Consider the following 23,010-nt stretch of genomic DNA (forward strand, 5'->3'; position numbering starts at 1 on the left):
TCATCTGCTTAATGATTGATATAAACGGAAAAATTGGCCGAGCAGATAGAATTTATCCTAGAATTGGAGGCCCCGGAAGCCCTAATAACAGGGCCCGGCGTTCTCCCGCCTTGCCAGCAACTCAAAAGGACCCGCGCAGTGAGCGACGTCAATACCTCTGATTCACTCTTTTTTCGAATAGCGCCTTACTTAGGATTGGCGGGAACATCCTTATTTTGGGCGGGCAATGCTCTGGTGGCGCGCGGTTTTAATGACAGCATCCCTCCGCTGGCGCTGTCTTTCTACCGCTGGTTGGTTTGTGCGCTCCTCATCTCACCATTTATTTTGCGAGCGTTCCTGCGCCATAAAAACACCATAAAGCAGCATTGGCTCAAGATTAACGCGCTCGCTTTTCTTGGCGTGGCGACCTACAACTCACTGCTTTATACCTCCGCGCAATTCACCTCTGCGCTCAATATCACGCTTGTGAACTCGCTGTTGCCGGTAGCCACCCTGGTTTTAGCGATGCCTTTGCTTGGTCAGCGCCTGAATCTTAAAAGCGGGGTCGGCGTGTTGTTCGCCTTCCTCGGCGCGTTATACGTAATACTGCATGGAGAGCCAAGCGCCCTGCTCTCTTTGCAGATGAACGCTGGCGACAGCATCATGGCGGCGGCGATGGTTATTTGGTCACTGTATTCAGTGTTGTTGAGAAAATGGGCGATTCCCATCCCAGGCTTCGACTTGTTCGCTATTTTGCTGGGATTGGGGCTACCGATGATCCTGCCCTTTTACGCTTTGGAGCACCATTTTAAAGGTGGATTTGAGTGGAGCTATGACTTGGCGGCGGTTATCGCTTACGTCGCGATATTCCCGTCGCTCTGCGCATACCTGTTGTGGAACTACGGCGTCACTAAAACATCTCCCAGCACCGCCGCTTTATTCGCTTATTTGACGCCGCTGCTCACCGCCCTGTTATCCATCCCGTTTCTTGGCGAACATCCAGAAACCTACCACCTTATCGGCGGTGGAGCGATTTTGGCTGGATTATGGCTCTCTCAGGATATGGGCAAAAGCGTCAAGCCGCCGATTCCAAAACCTCGAACTTGACGCCTCTTTGCTGCAATCGATCCATCAATGGACGCCCCATCGCCATGACCGGGGTGATTACGCCGTATGATTTCGGTAATTTGCGTCGATCAAGCGCCAGGCACAAACCGCTTTCCGCCAGCATTTTTGAGGTTTCTCCATACCCAGGATCGCCGCCGCTAACTTGCGTCTTTATCTGACGACCATCACAGGAACCAATAAACACCACCTTAAACCAGCCCCTGCTGCGCTGCTCAGGCGTGGGCCCCTGCCCTGCGGGCTTAAGGCTTAAAAGCCAATTACGCGTAGGCTTGAGTTGAGCCAACGCAAACACGCCGCCGACAAACGCTGCGCCTGCGATAACCCGGGGCAGCTTCTTCACCTGGATATAATGGCCATATATGAATTCCTGACCATATTGCTCAAGCGCCCTGGCGCTGCGCTTCACCACTTGTGGGTCAATGGTAGGGAAAGGACATGCCCAAGCGTTGATGTCCTTGCGAAAGCGCAGACTGAAATCCACACTGCCGACTTTACGGGGAGATTCTGACTTATGAGGTTTATTGCGCTTATCAGCCCGCGCCTGCCGTGCTCTCGAAAATGCATGCACGGCGGAATGCCAGGTTCCGCCGGAAAAAGCGCCGCCAGCGCGGACAAACCCTTCCAGCTTAACGGGGTTGGCGGCCAATACGTCTGCAGACACGCCCTGGGTTAATTCAGTCACCGTATAATAGGCGCCCAGGTCATGGGGAATACTGTCAAAGCCACAACAGTTTACGATTCGGACTTTATTGCGCTTGGCGACCTCATCGTATTGACTGATCATGGCGTCTACGAACTCAGGCTCTCCTGTGAGGTCTGCGTAATCTGCGCCCTGGGTAACACAAGCCTTGATGACAGGCTCGCCGAACTTGATATAAGGGCCGACCGTATTGATCACCGCTTTCGCGTCTTTCGCCATCGCATCCAGACTGGCCTGATCTTCGATATCCGCTTGAATCACATGCAGACGACTACGCACATCAGGATTGACAGAGCACAGGCGCTTCTTTAATCGTTCCAGCTTTTCCAGACTGCGTCCGGCAATCGCCCAAACGAAGTCCTCCCGCATCATCGCCCTCGCCAGATACTCGGCGGTCAACTCTCCTGTGTATCCCGTCGCACCAAATAGAACCAGATCATAAATTTTCTTGTTCACCATGTGGAATATCCTTGTACCGACTTGACAGTATGCCTAGCGCCACGCGTTAATAAGCCGTTCGACCTAGGACGCGAGAATCCGTCAATTCTCACCCGAATGCAAATACATACATTAATAATCCGGTTATAATACCCCCCGCCCAAGGTAAAACAACAGACAATCCGGGGGCTTAACGCTAATGAAACTTGGAATAGAATTACCGACATGTCGGATAAAAAACAATTTGCCATAGTGATGCTGGTATCGGCGCTGTTTGTATTATGGATTTTATACGGCAGCCTGGAGATAGTTTTCATAAACGACGAGCTCAAAGAAGACCCCGTACTATCAAAGTACCCCTATCATTTCAGGGTTATAGAGAAAGATGGCCGCGTCGCCGTCATGGGCACCCTGCATTCCAACCAGAAAACGCTATCGAAAGCGTTGCGCATTGTGTTCCCAGAGCTAAAAGACGAGCGGGACAACTCACGCGCCTTGCTACAGGCGGAAAAAGATTTCGCCAGAATGCAGGCTTATGCGCAGGATCTTGTGTTGAAGAATGAAGCTTTCGACTTTGTTCGGTGGGAGCTTGATGAAAATTGGCTTCGAGTTCAGGGCATACCTTTTGAAATGAAAGGCCCTGACTCTGCTTCTCCCATGGCTGACGCCAACGCCAACTAGGCACGCATACGAAAAACGCCCCAGATGGGGCGTTTTTTTATATCTCGCAAAAAGGGGCTAAGCGCCCCTTTGAATTATGCTGAGAAAGGATGTCTCAATGTGATCGTCTCATTACGATCCGGGCCAGTGGAAATAACATCGATTGGCGCTTCAATCTGCTTCTCCAGGAAGGCGATATAGTCTTGCGCGTTCTTGGGTAGATCCTCTACACGCTTAACGCCAAAAGTGCTCTCTTTCCAGCCTGGCAGCTCTTCGTAAACTGGCTCTACTTCACCAAACGCTTCGCAATCGATTGGCGGACGCGTAATTTCAACGCCATCCGCAGTGCGATAGCCAACGCACACTTTCACAACATCCAGACCATCCAGAACGTCCAGCTTGGTCAGACAGATTCCAGAAACACTGTTGATTTGGATAGCGTGGCGCAGAGCAACCGCATCAAACCAGCCACAACGACGAGGACGACCAGTCGTTGCGCCAAACTCATTGCCTTTCTTCGCCAAATAGGCGCCAACGTCATCGAACAGTTCCGTTGGGAATGGGCCTGAGCCTACGCGCGTTGCATAAGCCTTGGTGATGCCCAACACATAATCCAGATACATCGGACCAAAACCACTACCAGTCGCAGTACCGCCCGCGGTGGTGTTGGATGAGGTAACGAAGGGGTATGTGCCCAGGTCGATATCTAGCAAGGAACCCTGAGCGCCCTCAAATAGAACATTCTCGCCGCGCTTTCTGAACTCGTGCAGCATATCGGTAACGTCCGCCATCATCGGCAGCAACTCTTCCGCCATTTTCAGCGTTTCGTCGAGTGTTTTCTGATAATCGATCGGAGCGACCTTGTAGTAGTGCTCCAGAACAAAGTTCTGGTACTGCATGATTTCCTTCAGCTTCTCAGCAAAACGCTCAGGCTTCGCCAAATCGCCAAGACGCACGCCGCGACGCGCCACTTTGTCTTCATAGGCGGGACCAATGCCCCGACCAGTCGTGCCAATTTTCGCAGCGCCTAAACGCTCTTCCCGCGCCAAATCCAGAGCCTTGTGGTAAGGCAGAATCAGAGGACATGCAGGGCTCAGGAACAGACGCTGACGAACAGGCACGCCTTTATCTTCCAGGGTCTTGATCTCAGACAGCAACGCATCCGGCGCCAACACCACGCCATTACCGATAAGGCAGGCGACATTGCTGCGCAAAATCCCAGAGGGAATCAGGTGCAGAACGGTTTTCTGTCCGTCTATCACTAAAGTGTGCCCGGCATTGTGCCCGCCTTGGAATCGAGCCACCGCAGCGACTTCTTCCGTCAGCAGATCCACAATCTTACCTTTGCCCTCGTCACCCCATTGAGTGCCGAGAATGACCACATTTTTGCCCATGATGATTAAATCTCTATTTAACTTGATTAGGATTGAATTCGGTTAAGGGCGTTACGATCCATTGCCCCGACTCGTCCCGTACGATTTGGCGATCGCAGTGGGAGGCCCAGTGGTCGGCTTCCTCACCGGGCATCAGTTGTATAACTCTGTCGCTCCGCCGCAACTGCCTGATAAGCTCCCATAACTCTGCATCCTGACCGTTTGGAGCTAAAATAGCGCCCGCCGGCTGCGCCCATTCACGCTTGCCCATGCGGTATAAAGCTTTCAAATCCACGCTGAAGCCCATTGCAGGGCGTCCCCGCCCGAAATCGCGCCCTACTTCGTCATAACGCCCGCCTTTCGCCACAGCCTGTCCCAGGCCTTCGGTATATGCAGCGAACACCAGACCGGTGTAGTACTTGTAGCCGCGCATTTCACAGAAATCGAAGTAAATCTCCACTTCCGGGTAACGCTCGCCTATAACTGCGGCGACCTGGCTCATTTCGTCCAGCGCGTATTCAATATCTGGATTGCCCGCAAAAATTCTGCGCGCTTCTTTCATTTTCTCTTTGCCGCCCGCCAGTCTTGGCAGCGCCATGACTTTTTGACGAATCGCTTTATCTGGAATAGTCGCGGCTATCTCGTCAACTTCAGGAATAGCCTTCCTGCGCAACGCCTCAAACAGCTCATCAGACTGAATCTTGGAAAGCTTCGCTTCCGCCAGTATCGCCTGATAGACGCCCACATGAGCAATATCCATGTGCAGCGGACTGATCTTAGCCAGATTCAGCGTTTCCAGCATCAGAGAGATAATCTCAATATCGGCGGCTGACCCCACTACGCCATAAAGCTCACACCCAGTCTGAATTGGCGTGCGCGAAGAAAACATACTGGGAGATTTTGTGCGTAAAACGCTGCCGATGTAACAGAATCGACTGGCGACATCATGGGATCGACGTGAGTCTATACGAGCCACTTGAGGCGTCATATCCGCTCTAATTCCCATCATGCGTCCAGTAAGCTGATCCGTCACTTTGAACATCTCCAGCTCCAGATCGCGCCCGACGCCGATAAGCAGAGAGTCCAGGAATTCCAACAGGGGCGGTACGATCATTTCGTAACCCCAAGAGTGGTACAGGTCCAGCAACTGTCGTCTCAGTTCCTCAATGCGTTTGGCCTCTGGCGGCAATAACTCTTCCACGCCATCAGGGAGAAGCCATAAATCAGATTCGGACATTGACTGCGTATCGCCAAACATTCATTTCACCTTTTGGTGCGCAACGTTTTGTGTGAGCGGAAGATCACTACCCGATCAGGTATAAAAGGGCGGTCCCCACAAGCATGCTTACAAGACCGGCCAGCCGCATGGTTCCATCATCGACCTGCGCCAACCTGACCACCATGTTTCGCCAGCGTCGCGGATACAGAAAAGGAAGGACGTCTTCCAATACCAACATCAGACAGAGCGCAATTCCCAGTTCCCGCCACATTGGGATCCCTCATCGCCTCGCTTAGCACCGTTTAAATCAGGGCGCAAAGCCACACAAAATATATACAGTTGCCAGTATTTAATCACAAAAAAACCGGGATAGTTCCCGGTTGCAGAATATTACCACTATTTCGGCGGCTTCCCAATGCTTTTTAGGCTGGGTTAATTCCCCTGGGGAGCGCCTTGTGGTTGTTTCAGGTACCTAAGAAACTCGCTATCCGGTTGCAGAATCAGCAAGTCTCCCTTACTGGAGAAGGTCTGCTCATAAGCGCCCATGCTCCGGTAGAAAGAGTAAAACTCAGGGTTTTTACTAAAAGCGTCAGCGTAGATTCTGGAAGCGACGGAATCGCCTTCGCCTCGAATCTGCTCTGCTTCTTTATACGCATTTGCGTCGATAACTGTTCTTTCAGCATCCGCCGCCGCGCGTACGGCTTCGGCTTGCTCTTCACCTTGCGAACGATGTTGCTGAGCAATTTTTAGACGCTCGGACTCCATCCGCTCGTAAACAGAGTCGCTGACGCGAGTTGGCAGCTCAATCGCACGAACGCGGATATCGTTAATTTCAATACCAAACTCTGTGCGAGCAATCTGATCCAGGCTCTTGGTCAGCTCTTCCATCAGCTCTTCCCGCTCACCTGCCACGACTTCATGCATTGTGCGACGGCCAAACTGATCGCGCAGACCGTTATCGATACGCGACTCCAGCAGGCGCACGGCATTATTTTCATCGCCGGCAGTGGAACGATAGAACTGCCCCACATTTACTATGCGCCATGTTGCATATGAGTCGACATCCAGCGGCTTTTGCTCACCGGTAAGGTAACTCTTGGTTGGCAAGTCCATGACCAGTACACGGATATCAAACTTACGAGCCACATCCACAAAAGGAATTTTGAAGTGAAGCCCAGCTCCGATATCGGATTCGACCATACCACCAAAGCGCAGCAATACGGCTCGGTGAGTTTCTGGAACAATGTATACGCCTTGCATGACGACAATGATGGCCAGCAAGATAGCGCCGAGAGAAATTGCAAATCTTGTAGTCATTATTGGCCCCTGCTTCTGCTCAGAATTTCGTTACGGGAACGGAAATCCTCCACCGCACGGGAAGAGCCGCTGGAGCCCGTATCGACATTACGCGGAATAATAGCGCCCGCTGCGGGAGCCGCATCTGCGCGATTCAGCATCTTATCCAATGGAAGATACATGATGTTGTTCCCTTGCCCTTGATCCACCAACACTTTGCTGCTGCCGGACAGAACTTTCTCCATCGTATCGATATATAAACGCTCGCGAGTTACCGCTGGCGCACTCTCATAGATCTCAAGCACCTTCAAGAAACGCTGGGTTTCACCTTCAGCCTGTGCGATTACCTGATCCCGATAAGCTTTAGCTTCTTCAATAACCCGTTGCGCCTTACCTCTTGCTTCAGGCACGACCTGATTCTTGTAGGCCTGCGCTCGGTTGATAACCTTCTGCTCATCCTCTTTCGCGCGTTGAACTTCTTCAAACGCGGACTTAACTGCGGCAGGAGGCTGCGCGGCGTTGATGTTGACCTTCTTCACCTCAATGCCAGAGCCATAGAAATCAAGGTAACGCTGCAAACGGTCTTGCACGTTAATCGCCAAAATCGCACGTCCTTCGGTCAGAACCTTATCCATTGACTCGGAACCAACCTCGTGACGCAGGGCGCTGTCAATGGCGAAGTCCAAGGTCGTAACGGGGTCGCGCATCACCAGAGTATATTTACGCAAGTCGCCAATGACGTACTGAACGGTCAGATCAATATCAACGATATTTTCATCTTCCGTCAGCATGTGACCTTTTTTCTTCTGATTGCGAACCGAGGTGACTTCCTCGATAAAGACTTGGTCGATCAGGGGGATTTTAAATTGCAGACCAGGCTGGCGCGTATCCAGATACTTACCAAAGCGCAGCACAATTGCGTTTTCTTTTTCATCTACGCGGAAAACGGAACTGGAGGCAGCAAGCAGCACCAAGACAACGATGATAATCGCCACCACGCCGCCAGAAACTCCGCCGCCACCGGAAGAGCCGCCTCGAGGCTTACCGCCAAACAATCCACCGACTTTCTCCAGACCTTTGCGAATGACTTCATCCAGATCCGGCGGTCCGTCATTTTTGTTGCCGCGACGGCCTGAGCCCCATGGGTCCTGATTATTATTTCCGCCTGGTTCATTCCAAGCCATTTTATTCCCCTTCGTTGTGAAGATTTAAAGCTTGCGCGTAATACTATTTATCTATGTCTCGATCGGCAAGGTTCTGAAATGTAATTAAGATAACGCCGACATACAATGCAGCGCGCCCAGATAGTCGATACGCACAACTTCTGAGCTTAGCAGACATGTCCGGTAAGCTGCTCAAGTTTGACGCCTTCCTTATGCGCTATTTGCAGCCAGTCGGTTTTCGGCATCTTTATATGCACAGAAAAGGAGCCGTCCTCCCTCMCCTCTTCCGATAACACCGCCTCTCTTTCATACAGCTTGGCTCGCAACCTGCCCAACGCAGGAGGAATGCAAAGCGTCTCGTCGACCATGTCAGCGCCTAATAACTTTCCGGTCGCCTGCTCCAGCAGCTCAAGACCGTCTCCGGTAACTGCGGAAACCCAAACACGAACTGGCTCGCCATTTTCATTTAGCTCCAGGCGAGGCTCAGCAGCCTCCAGCCGATCCACTTTGTTGAAGACAAAGAGAGAAGGAATATCGTCAGCGCCGATCTCCTTTAAAACATCCTCAACTTGCTCGATATTTTCCCTGCGCTTTGGATCACTCGCATCCACGACGTGGAGCAACAACGAAGCATTGCACGTCTCTTCCAATGTCGCGCGAAACGCGTCGACCAACTTGTGAGGAAGATGCCGGATAAACCCGACCGTATCGGCCAAAACCACAGGGCCGTAGTTTTCCAGGTTTATACGCCGCAGAGTCGGATCAAGAGTTGCGAACAACTGATCCGCGGCATAAACATCGGACAAGGACATACGATTAAAGAGGGTGGATTTGCCGGCGTTTGTGTAGCCGACGAGAGAAATGGTGGGCACTTCCGCCCTACGACGCGCGCGCCGGCCTTGTTCGCGCTGCTTGCGAACCTTTTCCAAGCGCTTGTGTATAGATTTGATACGACCACGAATGAGTCGTCTGTCAGTTTCGAGCTGGGTCTCACCCGGCCCGCGCAAACCGATACCGCCTTTCTGACGCTCAAGGTGGGTCCAACCCCGCACCAGTCGCGTAGACAAGTGCTCAAGCTGAGCCAGCTCCACCTGAAGCTTACCTTCATGAGTGCGCGCTCGCTGGGCGAAAATATCCAGTATCAGGCCAGTCCTATCCAGAACCCGCACTTGCAGATCCTTTTCCAGGTTTCGTTCCTGACTAGGAGTAAGAGAATGATTGAACAGTACGACTTCCGCTTCGTGCTCAATTACCGCCGCCCTGACTTCCTCCAGCTTACCACTGCCGACAAAATAGCGCGGACTGGGCTGATTACGGGTTCCGGTGACCAGCGCAACAGGCTCTGCGCCGGCCGATAAAGCTAATTCCGTAAGCTCGCGAGGGTCTTCTCGATCTTTTTCTTCCAGCATATCCAAGTGAACAAGTACAGCCCGCTCACCCGCTTTAGGACGCTCAAACAATCAGGCGCTGCTCCGCATTAAGCGTTAGATGCTTCGTTCTCTCCTTCGCCTTGAGCGGCGATACGTACGTTCCGGGCAGGGACGACGGTGGAGATAGCGTGCTTGTAAACCATTTGGCTAACGGTGTTTTTCAACAGAATTACAAACTGATCGAACGATTCAATTTGTCCCTGCAGTTTGATGCCGTTTACCAGGAATATGGATACCGGGATGCGTTCCTTCCGTAGCGCATTTAAATAAGGGTCTTGTAAAGATTGCCCTTTTGACATTGGAATTCTCCTACTTTTAGTTCTAATTATCGGTGATTAAATTACTAACTCGTGTATGTATTATCACCAGGGACGGTTTGCCAGCACTTTTGACAGCATTGCGTAATAGTATAGCGCTAACCTGCGATCTGACCTATAGTGGATTACACGATTGTAACCGTTGTGAAATCAGTCGCATAGCGGCTTCGACTAATTGTATATCATCTGCAGACAGCCAATTTATCTCAGGCCAGGAACGCAACCAGGTCATTTGTCTTTTCGCCAGCTGACGAGTTGCCGCAGTCGCTTTTTCCACCATTTCTTCCCGGCCAAACTCACCTTCGAGATAAGACCACACCTGACGATAGCCTACCGCCCTGATTGAGGGCAGTTCTACATTCAAATCGCCACGCTGACGCAACTGCTCCACTTCATCCAACAACCCCTGCTCCAGCATGATCTGAAAGCGTTTGGCGATACGGGCATGCAAATCTTCTCGCTTAACGGGCGCCAGAGCTAAGTTTAGCGCATTGTAAGGCAAAGCTGCGCCATTCACACTGTCCCAGTTGAGCTCATTTTCCGGATTCGCTCCATCCGCCGCCCAATAATGCGAGAGCGGCCTCCCTGTCAGTCGATACACTTCCAAAGCACGCTGAATACGCTGACGGTTATTCGGGTGAATTTTAGCCGCCGCTATTGGATCAACCTGGCGCAGCTGCTCATGCAGCGCCGGCCAGCCAATCTGTTCGGCCTCAGCCAATATCTCTCCCCTTACACTCTCGTCTGCGCTGGGCATATCACCCAACCCTTGGCACAAAGCTTTATAGTACATAATAGTGCCGCCTACCAGCAGAGGGATGCGTCCGGCATTAACGCTTTGCTCCATCAGGCGCAAGGCGTCAGTGCGAAACTCTGCGGCGGAATAAGGTTCAGCCGGGTCGCGAATATCAATCAAATGATGAGGGTAGCGCGCCAACGTTTCAGGATCAGGCTTAGCGGAGCCAATATCCATGCCGCGATACACCATGACAGAGTCAACGCTAATTAAGTCACAGGGCAGACGCTCGCTCAGGGCCATAGCAAGGTCCGTTTTACCAGAAGCGGTTGGCCCCATTAAAAGTATGGCAGGCGGAAGCGCCTTTTTATCCGACACTATCGACCCCGCAAAAACAGTTTATCCAACTCAGACATCGTCAACTGCACCCATGTTGGCCGGCCGTGGTTACATTGCCCGCTACGCTCAGTATCTTCCATGTCCCGCAACAGCGCATTCATTTCTGCAATGGTCAGCTGTCGGTTGGCCCGAACCGCACCATGGCAAGCCATAGTCCCCAACAGCTCATTCATGGTTTCCTCCACTTTGCGTGTGGAGCCATGCTCCGCCAATTCCGCAATAACATCCCGCACCAGGGCTTCAACGTTTGCGTTCCGCAATAACGCCGGGACTTGCCGAACAATTATAGACTCTACGCCGGCGACTGTGATTTCCAAACCCAACTGACGCAATGTCTCTGCGTTTTCTTCTACCGCCAGAGACTCCCGGCGACTGACAGCCAGATTCATCGGCACCAGCATAGGCTGTGTGGTCACTCCGCTATTGTGCAGTGAGCGCTTCATACGCTCGTAGACAATACGCTCATGCGCCGCATGCATATCGACCAGAACCATACCTTGCGCATTTTGAGCCAATACAAACACCCCGTGTAATTGCGCAATCGCATACCCCAGGGGGGCCTCTGCGGCATTATCCATCGTAGGAGCAGTTCCAGCCTGGGCGGAACCAAACATATCGCCAAGTCCTGAATTATCATGCAATTGCCCGTAGGCGGAGATTTGCTCCCTCACAGCGCCTGCAGAGGGCGCTCCCGCCATCGAAAAACCAGACGCCGCCGGCTGCTGCCTTAGAGGCAATACATCCTGCGTTGGCCATTGCATTACGGGACGTTCCTGCTCCACTTCCGCGACCGGCATGGCCTCCGCCGCGGCAATCTGCGGCTTCACTTCGGCCAGCGCCCGATGCAAACTGCGAAACAGGAAATCATGGACCATGCGGCCTTCACGGAAACGCACTTCGTGTTTGGTGGGATGCACATTCACGTCAACCGTGGCGGGGTCCAACTCCAGATAGAGCACAAAGGCGGGGTGACGCCCATGATAAAGCACATCCTGATAAGCCTGCCTGACAGCATGCGCCACCAGCTTATCGCGAATCACCCGACCGTTGACGAAAAAGTACTGCAAATCGGCCTGACTGCGAGAAAACGTGGGCTTGGCCACCCATCCGCTCAATGACAGTCCCGATGCTGAAACATTGATAGGAATCGCGCTCTCAATAAAGTTTGCGCCGCAAAGCTGTCCGATGCGACGAACGTGATCCTCTTCCGAGCCAGCCGGACGCAACTGGTGCACGACCTTCTGATTATGCCGCAAGGTAAACGCGACGCTTAGCCGGCCCAATGCCTGCCGCTTGATAATTTCTTCAATATGCCCGAACTCTGTTTTTTCCGTGCGCATAAACTTACGGCGCGCCGGGGTATTGTAAAACAGGTCACGGACTTCCACTGTGGTGCCGGGAGTATGGGCCGCCGGTGAAATTTCCGGCTTCATGTCACGCCCTTCTACTTCCACCTTCCATGCCTCGCCCTGATTGTGCGGACGCGACGTCAGGGAGAGACGGGACACGGAGCAGATACTGGCGAGCGCTTCGCCTCGGAAGCCCAATGTCGCGACAGCTTCAAGGTCTTCCAGCGTTTCAATTTTGCTGGTGGCGTGACGAGACAGAGCCAGTGGCAGGTCTTCCCGCTGTATACCGCCACCATCATCGCGAATTCGAATCAATTTGACGCCGCCACTCTCAATATCGATTTCTATTTTGCGCGCGCCAGCGTCCAGCGCATTCTCCACCAACTCTTTCACCACTGAGGAGGGCCTCTCGACAACCTCACCCGCAGCAATCTGGTTAGCCAATCGAGGGGAAAGTAAATGAATCTTCGACATCGGGTATTTCGGCAAATTATCAGGAAGTGAGTCGCCTCTGCGCCAAATAAACTATATCGCGGCGTAGGCGAGCAATTGCCGCAGATGGTAACAGATGTGCAAGAACAACAGAACCGGCGCTCCAGGCGCCGGCTCATATGCGTGAGGCGTTATCAGGTAGCGGGTATCATCAGGACCTGACCAATCCGCAGGGACTCCGTGGTCAGCCCATTATGATTCATCAGATCGTTAAGACTGATGTTGTTTCTCTGGGCGATACTGCTAAGCGTATCGCCCTTCTCGATGACATAGGTCTGCCCCACCTTGCCTTGCCCGGACTGCTTTTGCCAAGCCAGCAGCGTGCCCGGAGGCGGCGCGTCAACGAAATACTTTTGCAGCCCACCATATATGGCTGTGGCGATTTTCTTCTGATACTTGCTGGTTTTCAGCCGCTGCGCTTCAGAGGGGTTAGAGATAAAGCCCGTCTCAACCAGAATGGAAGGGATATCCGGCGACTTCAATACCACGAAGCCTGCTTGCTCCACTCTTTTCTTATGCAGACGAGAAACGCCGCTGACGGACCTCAACACGCTGTCGCCCACGGTAAGACTGGCTTTCAGGCTGGCGGTCATGGACAAATCCAACAGCACGCCGGCCAACACCTGATCCTTATCTTCCAGGCTCACGCCGCCAACACCGCCAATCAAGTCAGACGTATTCTCCTTCTCCGCCAGCCAACGCGCCGTTTCACTGGTGGCGCCGCGTTTAGAAAGCGCATAGACGGAGGCGCCGCTGGCGTCCGGGCTCTTGAATGCGTCAGCATGCACTGAAACCAGCAAGTCGGCATTGTACTCACGAGCCAGGGCAGTACGATTGCGCAAAGGTATAAAGTAGTCGCCTTTACGGGTCAGCCGGCTGGAGAAGCCGCGCTCCTGATCCAGCAAAGCCTGCAGTTCACGGGAGATCGCCAACACCACATCCTTTTCGCGAATGCCTTTGGGTCCAAGGGCGCCAGGGTCTTCGCCGCCATGGCCGGCGTCGATTACAACCACGATATCGCGCTTCTGCGCATGATCGTCAGCCTGCTTTTTGACTTGCTGCGCTCCACCTGATCCGTACAGATCAATCACCAAACGATGCCCATACTGATCGTTCGGCTGCAACGCAAAGCTTTTCGGGTTTACACCTTCCCGAAGGTCCAGCACAACGCGCAGGTCCTTGGAACCGCGGCGGGCGCTACGAATGCGTTGAATCGGCGTACCTTCGTAACTGACGGCGGAAAAGTCAGTCTCCAAAGAAGCCTGTGAAATATCAATCACCAGTCGATCCGGCTTCGACAGAGCGAACACCTTGTGATCCACCGGTCCACTCATATCAAAAACCAAACGAGTATGGTCAGGGGCCGGCCATACACGGACATTACTGACCGTGGCCGCTCCCGCAACGGAAGAAATCAGTATCACACTGAGTAATATCAGTCTGAGCGCTACTGTCATCTTGTAAACCTCATTGCCCAGTATAATCGTTACTCCCGGGACTGCTTTGCGTCATACGCCTCCAGCCATTGACAGCCTCGCGTGGTGTGCGCCAGCAGTTTAATTCTGCGGCCTTTCATCAGCACTTGAATATCGACCGTCAAGTCAGGCTCCGGCAACAATGGAGCGCCTTTATCCGGCCACTCCACCAAACAAATCGAATTTTCATGGAAATAATCGCGGATACCGAGAAACTCCAGCTCCTCCGGGTCCGCCAATCGATACAGATCAAAATGAAAAACCAGCCTGTCTTCCAGCTGATAGGGTTCGACCAGAGTATAGGTGGGACTCTTAACCAAACCTGAATATCCCATGCCGCGCATCATGGCGCGCGTCAGCGTGGTTTTGCCAGCGCCTAACTGTCCCTGCAGATAAACTACTCCGGGCGCAGCGAAGCATTGCGATAACTCATCGCCCAATACCGCCATCGCCTCTTCATCAGGAGCTATTACCTGCCTGGATGAAAGCATCTGCGTCATACCGTCGCCTCACGCATTACCGACCCTAACTGCTTTAATAAGTCGCCGGCCATCAAAGAGGCCTGCGCTACACTTTCCGTCGCTGAGTCCGCCGCCGCGCCATGCCAGGCCGCCGCCAGTTCAGCCGCCGCCAACGGCGTCATGCCCTGCGCCAGTAATCCCGCCGCAAGACCGGTTAATACATCGCCCATACCACCGCACGCCATTCCCGGGTTGCCCGCCTGTACGACGACCTGCCCTTCCTGGTCTGGAGCCGCCAACACGGTACCGAGGCCCTTCAACAAGACATGACAATTATAGGTCTTCGCCAATTCTCGCGCCGCCGCGAAACGATCCCGCATTACATCCGCCACCGAAGACTCCAACAAACGCGCCGCCTCTCCTGGATGCGGCGTCATTAAGGAGTGAGGACTGAGCTGATGCTTGCGGACGGCAATCATGTTCAGGGCGTCAGCGTCGAGGACCATGGGTTTACCAGCATCAAGGCATGTTTGCAGACACATTTGCCCCCAGGGCTCCTTACCCAGCCCAGGGCCCAAAGCGATCACATCCGCCGACTCCAGCATGGCCAACAGCTCACCACGACTGTTGATTCCCCTAAACATGACCTCGGGCAGTCGAGATAGCCCAGCGCCGACATGTGCGGCGCGGGTGGCGCAGGACACCAGTCCACAACCAGCGCGATAAGCGGCTTCCGCCGCCATGATAGCAGCCCCGCCAAAACCATTATCGCCGCCAACCACCAGAACGCGGCCGAACATGCCTTTGTGCGACGATGGCTTTCTGAGTGGAGCCAATTTAACAGCCAGTGAAAAGTCAGAACGCCGGCAGGCCGCGGGGATTTTACTATAAATGTCAGCGGGAACGTCCAGTTCGTCAAATACAAGCTCGCCGGTATAGTCAGGCGCTTCGCCTGTCAGCAACCCTCGCTTCATACCAATAAAGGTCACCGTCATCGCCGCATTCACGGTCGCCCCCAGAGGCATACCCGTATCCGCGCACAAGCCGGAGGGAATATCCAGGGCGATGATCGGCTTAACAGCCGCATTGATAGCGGTAATCGCCGCAGCATAGTCATCACGCACCGCGCCGGACAGCCCCGTCCCCAGCATGGCGTCGACAATGATGTCGCCGCTTATAGAGGAATCAGGAGACCACATACTCACATCAACGCCGGCCGCGCGGCAACTCGCGAAGGCCTGAGCCGCCTCACCTTGCAATTTTTGGGGATCGCTCAACGCGAATACTTCGACCTGCAAATTATGACGGCGCGCGAGTTCAGCCACCACATAGCCGTCGCCGCCGTTATTGCCGCCACCGCATAGCACGGTCAACCTCGCCGTTTCAGGCCAACGACGCATCAGCGCGCGAAACGCTGAGCGCCCTGCCCGTTGCATAAGTTCATAGCCATTTTCAGCCGTCATGGACTGTATGGCCAACGCGTCGAGCTGACGCACTTGCGCCGCTGTGAATAGGTCCTTCGGCATAGGATGGGAGACCCGCACAGGTGACATTTCAAGAATCCACTTCAATTAATAGCGCTATACGTATGTAAATTTTAGCAAAATACGCGAAAAAGACCATTTCGTAAACAACCATGCGCCGATGTGTCACAATAGCCCCCTGGATTAAAGCGGTAACTTATGACGAACGAAACTTACAGCCAATCTCAACTTAACCAGTTGGCGGGCGACATCAAACAGTGGGCGCAAGAGCTGGGATTTCAGCAGTGCGGCGTCACCGATGTCGATCTCGGCCGCCACGAAGAGGCGCTCAAAGACTGGCTGAGTAAGGGCTATCATGGCGCCATGGGGTACATGGCCGACCATGGCGACAAACGCAGCCGCCCAGCTGAGTTGTTACCCGGGACACTGCGCGTCATCAGTGTACGCATGGATTATTGGCCGGAAAAAAAGGGAGAAGCGCAAGCGCGTCTGGAGCAAGATCAGAACGCCTATGTCTCCCGCTACGCCGTAGGCAGAGACTATCACAAGCTCATGCGCAAACGTCTCGCTCAGCTGGGCAAGCGCATACAGGAAGAAATTACGGAGTCCGCCTATCGTGTCTTCGTTGACAGCGCGCCGGTTCTGGAGCGGGCATTAGCGCAGAAGGCCGGCTTGGGGTGGATCGGCAAAAACACCATGCTGATCAACCCCAAAGCGGGATCTTACTTCTTCCTTGGCGAGCTGTTCACCGACCTGCCCCTGCCCATCGACCCGCCCTATCCCAAAAACCATTGTGGGAGTTGCAGCGCCTGCCTGGATTTATGCCCCACCAAAGCATTTGTAGCACCCAATGTTCTGGACGCCCGCCGCTGCATATCCTATTTAACGATAGAGCTAAAAGGCAAAATCCCCGAAGACCTTCGCCCGATGATGGGAAACCGCATCTTCGGCTGCGATGATTGTCAGATGGTTTGTCCCTGGAACAAGTTTTCCCGGCTGACCGATGAAAAGGACTTCTCGCCCCGCCATCGTCTCGACAGTGCGGAATTGCTGGAGTTATTTGCATGGACGGAGGAAGAGTTCCTCAGCAACACGGAAGGATCAGCGATACGCCGTACAGGGCATGAAAGCTGGCTGCGCAATATCGCCGTAGCGCTCGGCAATGCGCCAACATCGCCAGCAATCATTGCTGCATTGAAGGAGAAGCTATCGCACCCATCCGCCATTGTTCAGGAGCATGTCAGCTGGGCGCTGACGCAACATGGCGAGCCGCCCGCGGATATGGCCGAGCGGCAAGAAGCGGAAAAAACGTCAGTCCGTTAAACGCAGGAAGTGTTCGCGATAGTAGCGCAGCTCTTCGACTGATTCCCTGATGTCCTCCAACGCCTGGTGAGAGCCTTTTTTCTTGATTCCTGCGGCCACTTCCGGCCGCCAGCGACGGGCCAGCTCCTTAAGGGTGCTGACATCCAGGTTGCGGTAATGGAAGAACTTTTCCAGATCCTTCATATAGCGGGCGAGAAAGCGGCGATCCTGACCAATGGAATTGCCACACATAGGGGAGCAGCCTGCGTCTACATGCTGCGACAGAAAATCCAGCATCTGTTTTTCCGCCTCAGCTTCTCCGATTGTGCTGGCCTTGACCCGGTCCGTCAGTCCGCTGGTCCCATGTGTATTGCGATTCCAGTCATCCATGAGCGCCAATACGCTGTCTGGCTGATGCACTGCGATAACCGGCCCTTCGGCGACCAATTCCAGGTTGCTGGTGGTGACGACCACCGCCATTTCAATAATTCGGTCCGAGTCCGGATCGAGTCCGGTCATCTCCAAGTCGATCCAAATCAGGTTATCGCGACGTGACATAACTTCTCCATCGTTTTACAGTAGCACCGGCGTCAAACGGCGACATCAGAAAAATCAGGCAGTGTAGCGGCATCCATAACCGTTTGTTAAGCCTTACGTCGCCAGCCGCATGCATACTCAAGGCCATCAGGCTGTATATTAAACTAGTGTAGTTCATAGGATAGTTAAGCCCCCCGATTATGGCGAAGCGAAAACTCAGCAAACAGCAAAAATGGCGCATCCAGAAGATTCAGGACGAGCGCACCAAACGCGCCACCCGCAAGGAAACGCAGCTGGAAAGCCAACTGAGCGGAGGAGAACTGTCTGCAGAGCAAGAAGGGCTTATCATCGCCCATTACGGCCAGCAACTCGCAGTCGAAGCGCTGGAGCCGCCACACGCAGGCCAGATATTTCGCTGTTACGTCCGCGCCAATATTGACTCCCTGGTCACAGGCGACCAAGTAATCTGGCGCGCCGGCCCGGACAATTCCGGCGTCATTGTCGCCCGCCAACCCCGTGAGTCGGCTTTAAAGCGCCCAGACAAGTTCGGTCAGCTGAAGCCTATCGCCGCCAATATCGATCAGATTCTGATTGTCATAGCCGCGGAGCCTGAGCCTCACCACAATCTGGTTGATCGCTACCTGGTGGCGTCGGAAGCCGTTGGCATTCCCCCGCTGATCATCCTCAACAAGCAAGACCTGATCAACGACGCCAACCGCGACACGCTGCAACAGTTCAAAGATCAGTACCAGCAATTGGGCTACGAATGGATCGACGCATCCACCAACACTCAATCCGGCCTGGATGACCTCAAGCGGCACCTGGCGCATAAGACCAGCATCTTTGTGGGTCAATCAGGGGTTGGAAAGTCCTCATTGATCAAAATGCTGCTACCGGACGAGGACGTCAAAGTGGGCGATCTGTCGGAAAATGTTCGCAAAGGCACGCACACCACCACGACAGCCAAACTGTTTCACCTCCCCTCCGGCGGCGACTTGATCGACTCCCCCGGCATCCGGGAGTTCGGCTTGTGGCATATTGATGAGCGCACCCTGGAGGACGGCTTCGTCGAGTTTCGCCCTCATCTCGGCCATTGCCGTTTCCGTAACTGCCGGCATCTTCAGGAACCCGGTTGCGCCCTGCAGTCAGCGCAGGAAAGCGGTGAAATTCTTTCCAGCCGCATGGAGAGCTTTCTGCGCATCAGGGAATCGCTGCAGGAACAGGACATCCACGAGGAGAACCTTTAGGGCTGATTACCAGGTCAGCCCATCTGTGTTCGGCGCAGGCTTATCGTCTACAGGCAGATCTTTATCTGGATCGAATTCAGGTTTGCGGCCCTGACGGTCCAGAGTGCGATCCAGCTCTTCCAGTAAATCCGAAGTGGAGATGGCGCTGTCCGCTTGTTCCGCGCCCTCGATATCCTCTTGCGTCTTTTTGTTCAACACCAGGATAGAAATGCGACGGTTAACTGGGTTGTAGGGGTCTTTCTCGTCGTATAGCACGGAAGACGCCAGTCCAACTACTCGCGCCATACGCCCCTCCGGCAGCCCTCCTTCCACCAGCGCGCGACGCGCGGCGTTGGCGCGGTCCGCCGAAAGCTCCCAGTTGCTGTAGTTGTCCCGGCCCAGAAAGGGTTGGGCGTCGGTGTGGCCGGAAACGCTGATTTTATTCCTGACTTTGGCGATGCTTTTCGCCAGTTCAAATAAGATTTCTTCGAAATAAGGTCTGAGTTCCGAGCGGCCGCTGTCAAACATAGGGCGCTGCCGTTTATCGACAATCTGAATGCGCAAGCCTTCATCCGTGATATCCAGCAACAGCTGATCCTTAAATGCATTCAGCTTGGGGTTTTTCTCGATCTGCGTCATGATTTCCTGCATCAGCCGGGTCAGCTTCTGCTGCTCAAGTTGCGCTGCGAGGTCCTGAATGGTGTCCTCGCGCATGCGCACTTCCGGCTGATCCTGCGGCTTACCGGCAGTGTCCTGGGTCACCGTCACCGTAACGCTACCTTCCAGGTCTATGACGTACGGGCTGCCACCCTGCTCAAAACCAATCGGATCGGTGAAATAGCCAGAGATCGCCTCTTTCTGATCTTCAGTAGCGGCCTCACTCAGCCATAACACCAGAAAGAAAGCCATCATGGCGGTGGCGAAGTCCGCGAACGCCACCTTCCAGGCGCCGCCATGAGCGTGATGCCCCTTGCGGACGCGGCGAACGATAATCGGCGGGCGTTCCTCCATCATATCCCGCCTCCGTTGTATTCAAGCCAGCGCGTTTCAGACATGATCGCCGCCACCTATTTGGAGCGGACGTAATCATTAAGCTCCTGAAAACTGGGACGTACGTCCGAGTTCAGGGCCTTGCGCCCAAATTCGATGGCCAATTGCGGCGCCAGGCCGGTCATGGTTGCCAGTATGCTGACCTTGACGCACTCATAGGCTTTGATTTCTTGCGCCGCCAAATGGTGCATGGCGTGAGAGGTTGGACCAACAAAGCCATAGGCCGCCAGTATCCCCAGAAACGTCCCCACCAAAGCGGCGGCGACATGCACGCCCAGCTGGTCAGGCGGCCCTCCGAGTGATTTCATCGTGATAACAATCCCCAGTACCGCAGCGACGATCCCAAACCCCGGCAGAGCGTCCGCCACGCGATTCACCGCATCGGCGGGCTTTTCCAGCTCCTGCATTCGGGTTTCCAGCTCCAGATCCATCAAACCTTCCAGCTCATGAGGAGCCATGTTGCCGGTACTGACAATGCGTAGATAATCGGTAATGAAGTCTCGCAATTTATCCATCCGCACAATGGCGGGATAACGATTGAAGATCTCGCTGTTAAGGGGGTCGTCCACATCCGCTTCTATCGCCATGACGCCCGAGCGCCGCGCTTTATCGAACAAATCGTAGAGCAAGCTGAGCAGATCCATGTAGACCACCCGGTTAAAAGGCGACCCCATGATCATTTTCGGAACGGCTTGGAATATCTGCTTGATGACTTTGAACGGATTGGAGATCAGGAAGGCGCCCAGCGCCGCACCGCAGATGATGATTAGTTCGAAAGGCTGCCACAGGGCGGCCAGCTCCCCGTGCGACAACACATATCCGCCCAACACGCTGGCCAGAACGACGATCACTCCAAGAATTAAAAGCATACCAGGAACATTCTCTGCTTAAGTGACAAGGCAGCCACTATTAACTACTTTTATATTGTTAGTTAAGATCAAAACCGGCGATTTCACAAATACTTATGCAGGATACCGCACCGCCCCAACAATCCATGGCGTGGGTGGATCAGTTGGTTAAAAAACCGCTGCCTCCCGTTACCGCCACCAATAAAATTCTGTTGGGACTGCTCAGCAAATCGTCCTTGTCCTATCAGGGGATGAGCGACTTCATCAAAAATGACCCCGTGCTGGCGCTTACCGTGCTCGGAAAAGCCAATGTGGCGATTCGCAGCGACGAAAGCCTGGTAAAGACGCTGGCCCACGCCATCAGCCTGCTGGGAGTGGAATTTCTGGAAAAACTGCTACAGGAAACCCCTCCGCCGGAATCAGATAAAGAAGAGCCGGTGCGACGCTACCATCAGGCCATCGCCACCAGCTTTTTCGCCGGCCATCTCGCCTCATACATCGCCGCCCACAAACATAAAGGCAAAGAAGAGGAATATTTCTGGGGCGGTCTGTTCTGGGGCGCGCCAACCTGGTATTTATGGCGCTTCACGCCCAAGAAAATGCAGGCCTGGACACAGAGGCTCGAGCACTCTTCGACACATCGCCGCTCTGTTGAAGAAAAAGTATTTGGAGCCCCTTTTATTGAGGTCTGGAGCAAAATCCAGGAGGCGTTCGCCTTGCCGCAAACGGCCGTCGACGAACACTATCTGCATGACCTGCCGTTGATGAAACAGCTCGTGCGCATCTCCCGACGCTATAAAAGCACCGGTTCCGGCGATTTGTCAGAAGACCGCGACCTGCGCCTGTTTGTGAACAGGCCGGAATTCATTGTCGGCTTGAGTAATCTCATTGCCTTTCATGCCCAACTCGACTGGCGCAGCAGCATATTCAACCGCCTCAGCAAAGTGTTGGCGGTATATCTGAACAGCTCTCTCAGCGAAGTCATTCGGCAAACGCACCTGATCGCCGTTGAATCGGCGCGCCTGCACCCCTTAGCCTCAGGCAACCGACTGGCGGAGTCGCTCCTGTGGGATCCCAAGATTCTCGTTCGTCAGGAGGAGGAAGCCCCGGTTGTCATCCCCTCGCCCGCTCAGGAACCCAAGCCTGCCCTACGAAAAGAGCCGGTAATCGCCGCGCCGCCTCCGCCACTTGCCGAAGAGGAGGAGACAGAAGAACCCTTTGTCCGCGCGCAAGCCAAACCCAGAGAAAAAACCGTTCCGCCTCCTCGCCAGACCTCCCAGGCCGACGTCAGAAAGCTACGTCACGGCAATCGGGATCTTTACGCTGAGCTGACGAACATGATGCTGCAGTCGCCGCATCAGTTTAAGGACATCGCCTTTCTCATGAATAACGCCGCCCGTTGCGTGAAATACGGTGTGGGCCTGCATACCTGCGTCATCGCCCTGATCAACACCAAACGCACGCGTCTCAAGGGGTATTACGCCGTGGGCGCGGAAGACCGTCCCGACCTGCCCCGCATCGACCTGGACCTGACGGAAGTCAACCTGTTCAGCAAGCTGATGGAGAAGCCATCCAGCCTTTGGGTCAAACCCGGCAGTTCTCCCAAAGTAAAAGCCATGATTCCCGACAGCTTCAAGGCGCTCAACAAGATGGACGACTTCTTCCTCATGTCCTTGTTCGTGAAAACTCGTCCCGTCGCGCTGTTTTATGCAGACGCCGGCCTGGATAGCCTGCCGCTCAGCGAGTATGAGTACGAAAGCTTTAAGCACGTCTGTAGCTCGGCCTCTCATGTTCTGCACCATTTCGCCGTACGCAATCAACAGAATAAGAATCAGGAGAGCTAGCCTCTGAAAGCGCTATGCGCTCTTAGCCGCTTTTGCTAACATCCGAGGCTTTCAACGACCGCGCGACCTGCTACGCAACGGCGCTTCTTAATATCCAAACGCCC

The 23,010-nt window shown here is 54.0% G+C and carries 21 protein-coding genes; 5 read left to right on the top strand and 16 right to left on the bottom strand.

Annotation, left to right across the window (positions count from 1 at the left end; all coding sequences use genetic code 11):
* The first annotated feature begins 138 nt into the window (after positions 1 to 138).
* Entirely contained in the window at positions 139 to 1,086 is a 948-nt protein-coding gene (locus KP814_RS01580; RefSeq protein ID WP_216735097.1) for a DMT family transporter, read from the top strand.
* On the opposite strand, the gene KP814_RS01585 is transcribed toward KP814_RS01580, so the two are convergent.
* A complete protein-coding gene (locus KP814_RS01585; protein ID WP_216735098.1) occupies positions 1,055 to 2,266 on the bottom strand; it encodes a trans-acting enoyl reductase family protein in 1,212 nt (403 codons plus the stop codon). The two genes, KP814_RS01580 and KP814_RS01585, sit on opposite strands and share 32 nt — an antisense overlap.
* A gap of 204 nt (positions 2,267 to 2,470) precedes the next feature.
* On the opposite strand from KP814_RS01585, the gene KP814_RS01590 reads away from it, so the two are divergent.
* Positions 2,471 to 2,926 carry a hypothetical protein gene (locus tag KP814_RS01590; RefSeq protein WP_216735099.1) on the top strand — a complete coding sequence of 152 codons (456 nt, stop codon included), beginning with the start codon at positions 2,471 to 2,473 and terminating at the stop codon, positions 2,924 to 2,926.
* A 74-nt stretch (positions 2,927 to 3,000) separates the two neighbouring features.
* Here the strand turns inward: KP814_RS01590 and KP814_RS01595 are convergent, their stop codons facing one another.
* The 12 genes from KP814_RS01595 to KP814_RS01650 form a co-directional block, all read right to left on the bottom strand.
* Positions 3,001 to 4,299, bottom strand: coding sequence for an adenylosuccinate synthase (locus KP814_RS01595; RefSeq protein WP_216735100.1), 1,299 nt, complete (start codon positions 4,297 to 4,299; stop codon positions 3,001 to 3,003).
* Positions 4,300 to 4,312: 13 nt separating this feature from the next.
* Complete coding sequence (locus tag KP814_RS01600) at positions 4,313 to 5,515, bottom strand: ATP phosphoribosyltransferase regulatory subunit (protein WP_253938086.1); 1,203 nt, start codon at positions 5,513 to 5,515, stop codon at positions 4,313 to 4,315.
* A gap of 67 nt (positions 5,516 to 5,582) precedes the next feature.
* Positions 5,583 to 5,768, bottom strand: coding sequence for a DUF2065 domain-containing protein (locus KP814_RS01605; protein ID WP_216735102.1), 186 nt, complete (start codon positions 5,766 to 5,768; stop codon positions 5,583 to 5,585).
* 161 nt (positions 5,769 to 5,929) lie between these two features.
* Entirely contained in the window at positions 5,930 to 6,814 is an 885-nt protein-coding gene (gene hflC / locus KP814_RS01610; RefSeq protein WP_216735103.1) for a protease modulator HflC, read from the bottom strand.
* Positions 6,814 to 7,977, bottom strand: coding sequence for an FtsH protease activity modulator HflK (hflK, locus tag KP814_RS01615; RefSeq protein ID WP_216735104.1), 1,164 nt, complete (start codon positions 7,975 to 7,977; stop codon positions 6,814 to 6,816). The genes hflC and hflK overlap by 1 nt, the downstream gene beginning before the upstream one ends.
* Positions 7,978 to 8,123: 146 nt before the next feature.
* Positions 8,124 to 9,416 carry a ribosome rescue GTPase HflX gene (hflX, locus tag KP814_RS01620; RefSeq protein ID WP_216735105.1) on the bottom strand — a complete coding sequence of 431 codons (1,293 nt, stop codon included), beginning with the start codon at positions 9,414 to 9,416 and terminating at the stop codon, positions 8,124 to 8,126.
* A gap of 17 nt (positions 9,417 to 9,433) precedes the next feature.
* Positions 9,434 to 9,685, bottom strand: a complete 252-nt coding sequence (gene hfq, locus KP814_RS01625) for an RNA chaperone Hfq (RefSeq protein WP_011399116.1) — start codon at positions 9,683 to 9,685, stop codon at positions 9,434 to 9,436.
* 133 nt (positions 9,686 to 9,818) lie between these two features.
* Positions 9,819 to 10,817, bottom strand: coding sequence for a tRNA (adenosine(37)-N6)-dimethylallyltransferase MiaA (gene miaA / locus KP814_RS01630; RefSeq protein ID WP_216735106.1), 999 nt, complete (start codon positions 10,815 to 10,817; stop codon positions 9,819 to 9,821).
* Positions 10,817 to 12,661, bottom strand: a complete 1,845-nt coding sequence (gene mutL, locus KP814_RS01635) for a DNA mismatch repair endonuclease MutL (RefSeq protein WP_216735107.1) — start codon at positions 12,659 to 12,661, stop codon at positions 10,817 to 10,819. The genes miaA and mutL overlap by 1 nt, the downstream gene beginning before the upstream one ends.
* A 152-nt stretch (positions 12,662 to 12,813) precedes the next feature.
* Complete coding sequence (locus KP814_RS01640; protein ID WP_216735108.1) at positions 12,814 to 14,136, bottom strand: N-acetylmuramoyl-L-alanine amidase; 1,323 nt, start codon at positions 14,134 to 14,136, stop codon at positions 12,814 to 12,816.
* Positions 14,137 to 14,165: 29 nt separating this feature from the next.
* A complete protein-coding gene (gene tsaE, locus KP814_RS01645) occupies positions 14,166 to 14,645 on the bottom strand; it encodes a tRNA (adenosine(37)-N6)-threonylcarbamoyltransferase complex ATPase subunit type 1 TsaE (protein WP_216735236.1) in 480 nt (159 codons plus the stop codon).
* Positions 14,646 to 14,650: 5 nt separating this feature from the next.
* Positions 14,651 to 16,141 (bottom strand): NAD(P)H-hydrate dehydratase, encoded by a 1,491-nt coding sequence (locus KP814_RS01650; protein ID WP_216735109.1) that lies wholly within the window; start codon positions 16,139 to 16,141, stop codon positions 14,651 to 14,653.
* Between the two features lie 156 nt (positions 16,142 to 16,297).
* On the opposite strand from KP814_RS01650, the gene queG reads away from it, so the two are divergent.
* Positions 16,298 to 17,422, top strand: coding sequence for a tRNA epoxyqueuosine(34) reductase QueG (queG, locus tag KP814_RS01655; RefSeq protein ID WP_216735110.1), 1,125 nt, complete (start codon positions 16,298 to 16,300; stop codon positions 17,420 to 17,422).
* On the opposite strand, the gene orn is transcribed toward queG, so the two are convergent.
* Positions 17,411 to 17,959, bottom strand: coding sequence for an oligoribonuclease (gene orn, locus KP814_RS01660; protein ID WP_216735111.1), 549 nt, complete (start codon positions 17,957 to 17,959; stop codon positions 17,411 to 17,413). The two genes, queG and orn, sit on opposite strands and share 12 nt — an antisense overlap.
* 179 nt (positions 17,960 to 18,138) lie before the next feature.
* Here orn and rsgA point away from each other — a divergent pair, with 179 nt between their 5' ends.
* Positions 18,139 to 19,185 carry a small ribosomal subunit biogenesis GTPase RsgA gene (gene rsgA, locus KP814_RS01665; RefSeq protein ID WP_216735112.1) on the top strand — a complete coding sequence of 349 codons (1,047 nt, stop codon included), beginning with the start codon at positions 18,139 to 18,141 and terminating at the stop codon, positions 19,183 to 19,185.
* Between the two features lie 6 nt (positions 19,186 to 19,191).
* Here rsgA and motB read toward each other — a convergent pair whose 3' ends face one another.
* Entirely contained in the window at positions 19,192 to 20,178 is a 987-nt protein-coding gene (motB, locus tag KP814_RS01670) for a flagellar motor protein MotB (RefSeq protein ID WP_216735113.1), read from the bottom strand.
* A 53-nt stretch (positions 20,179 to 20,231) separates the two neighbouring features.
* Positions 20,232 to 21,083 (bottom strand): flagellar motor stator protein MotA, encoded by an 852-nt coding sequence (gene motA / locus KP814_RS01675; protein ID WP_127968928.1) that lies wholly within the window; start codon positions 21,081 to 21,083, stop codon positions 20,232 to 20,234.
* 95 nt (positions 21,084 to 21,178) lie between these two features.
* On the opposite strand from motA, the gene KP814_RS01680 reads away from it, so the two are divergent.
* Complete coding sequence (locus KP814_RS01680; RefSeq protein ID WP_216735114.1) at positions 21,179 to 22,906, top strand: HDOD domain-containing protein; 1,728 nt, start codon at positions 21,179 to 21,181, stop codon at positions 22,904 to 22,906.
* Positions 22,907 to 23,010: the final 104 nt, after the last annotated feature.

The sequence above is a fragment of the Hahella sp. HN01 genome, assembly GCF_018986435.1.
GTDB lineage: Bacteria > Pseudomonadota > Gammaproteobacteria > Pseudomonadales > Oleiphilaceae > Hahella.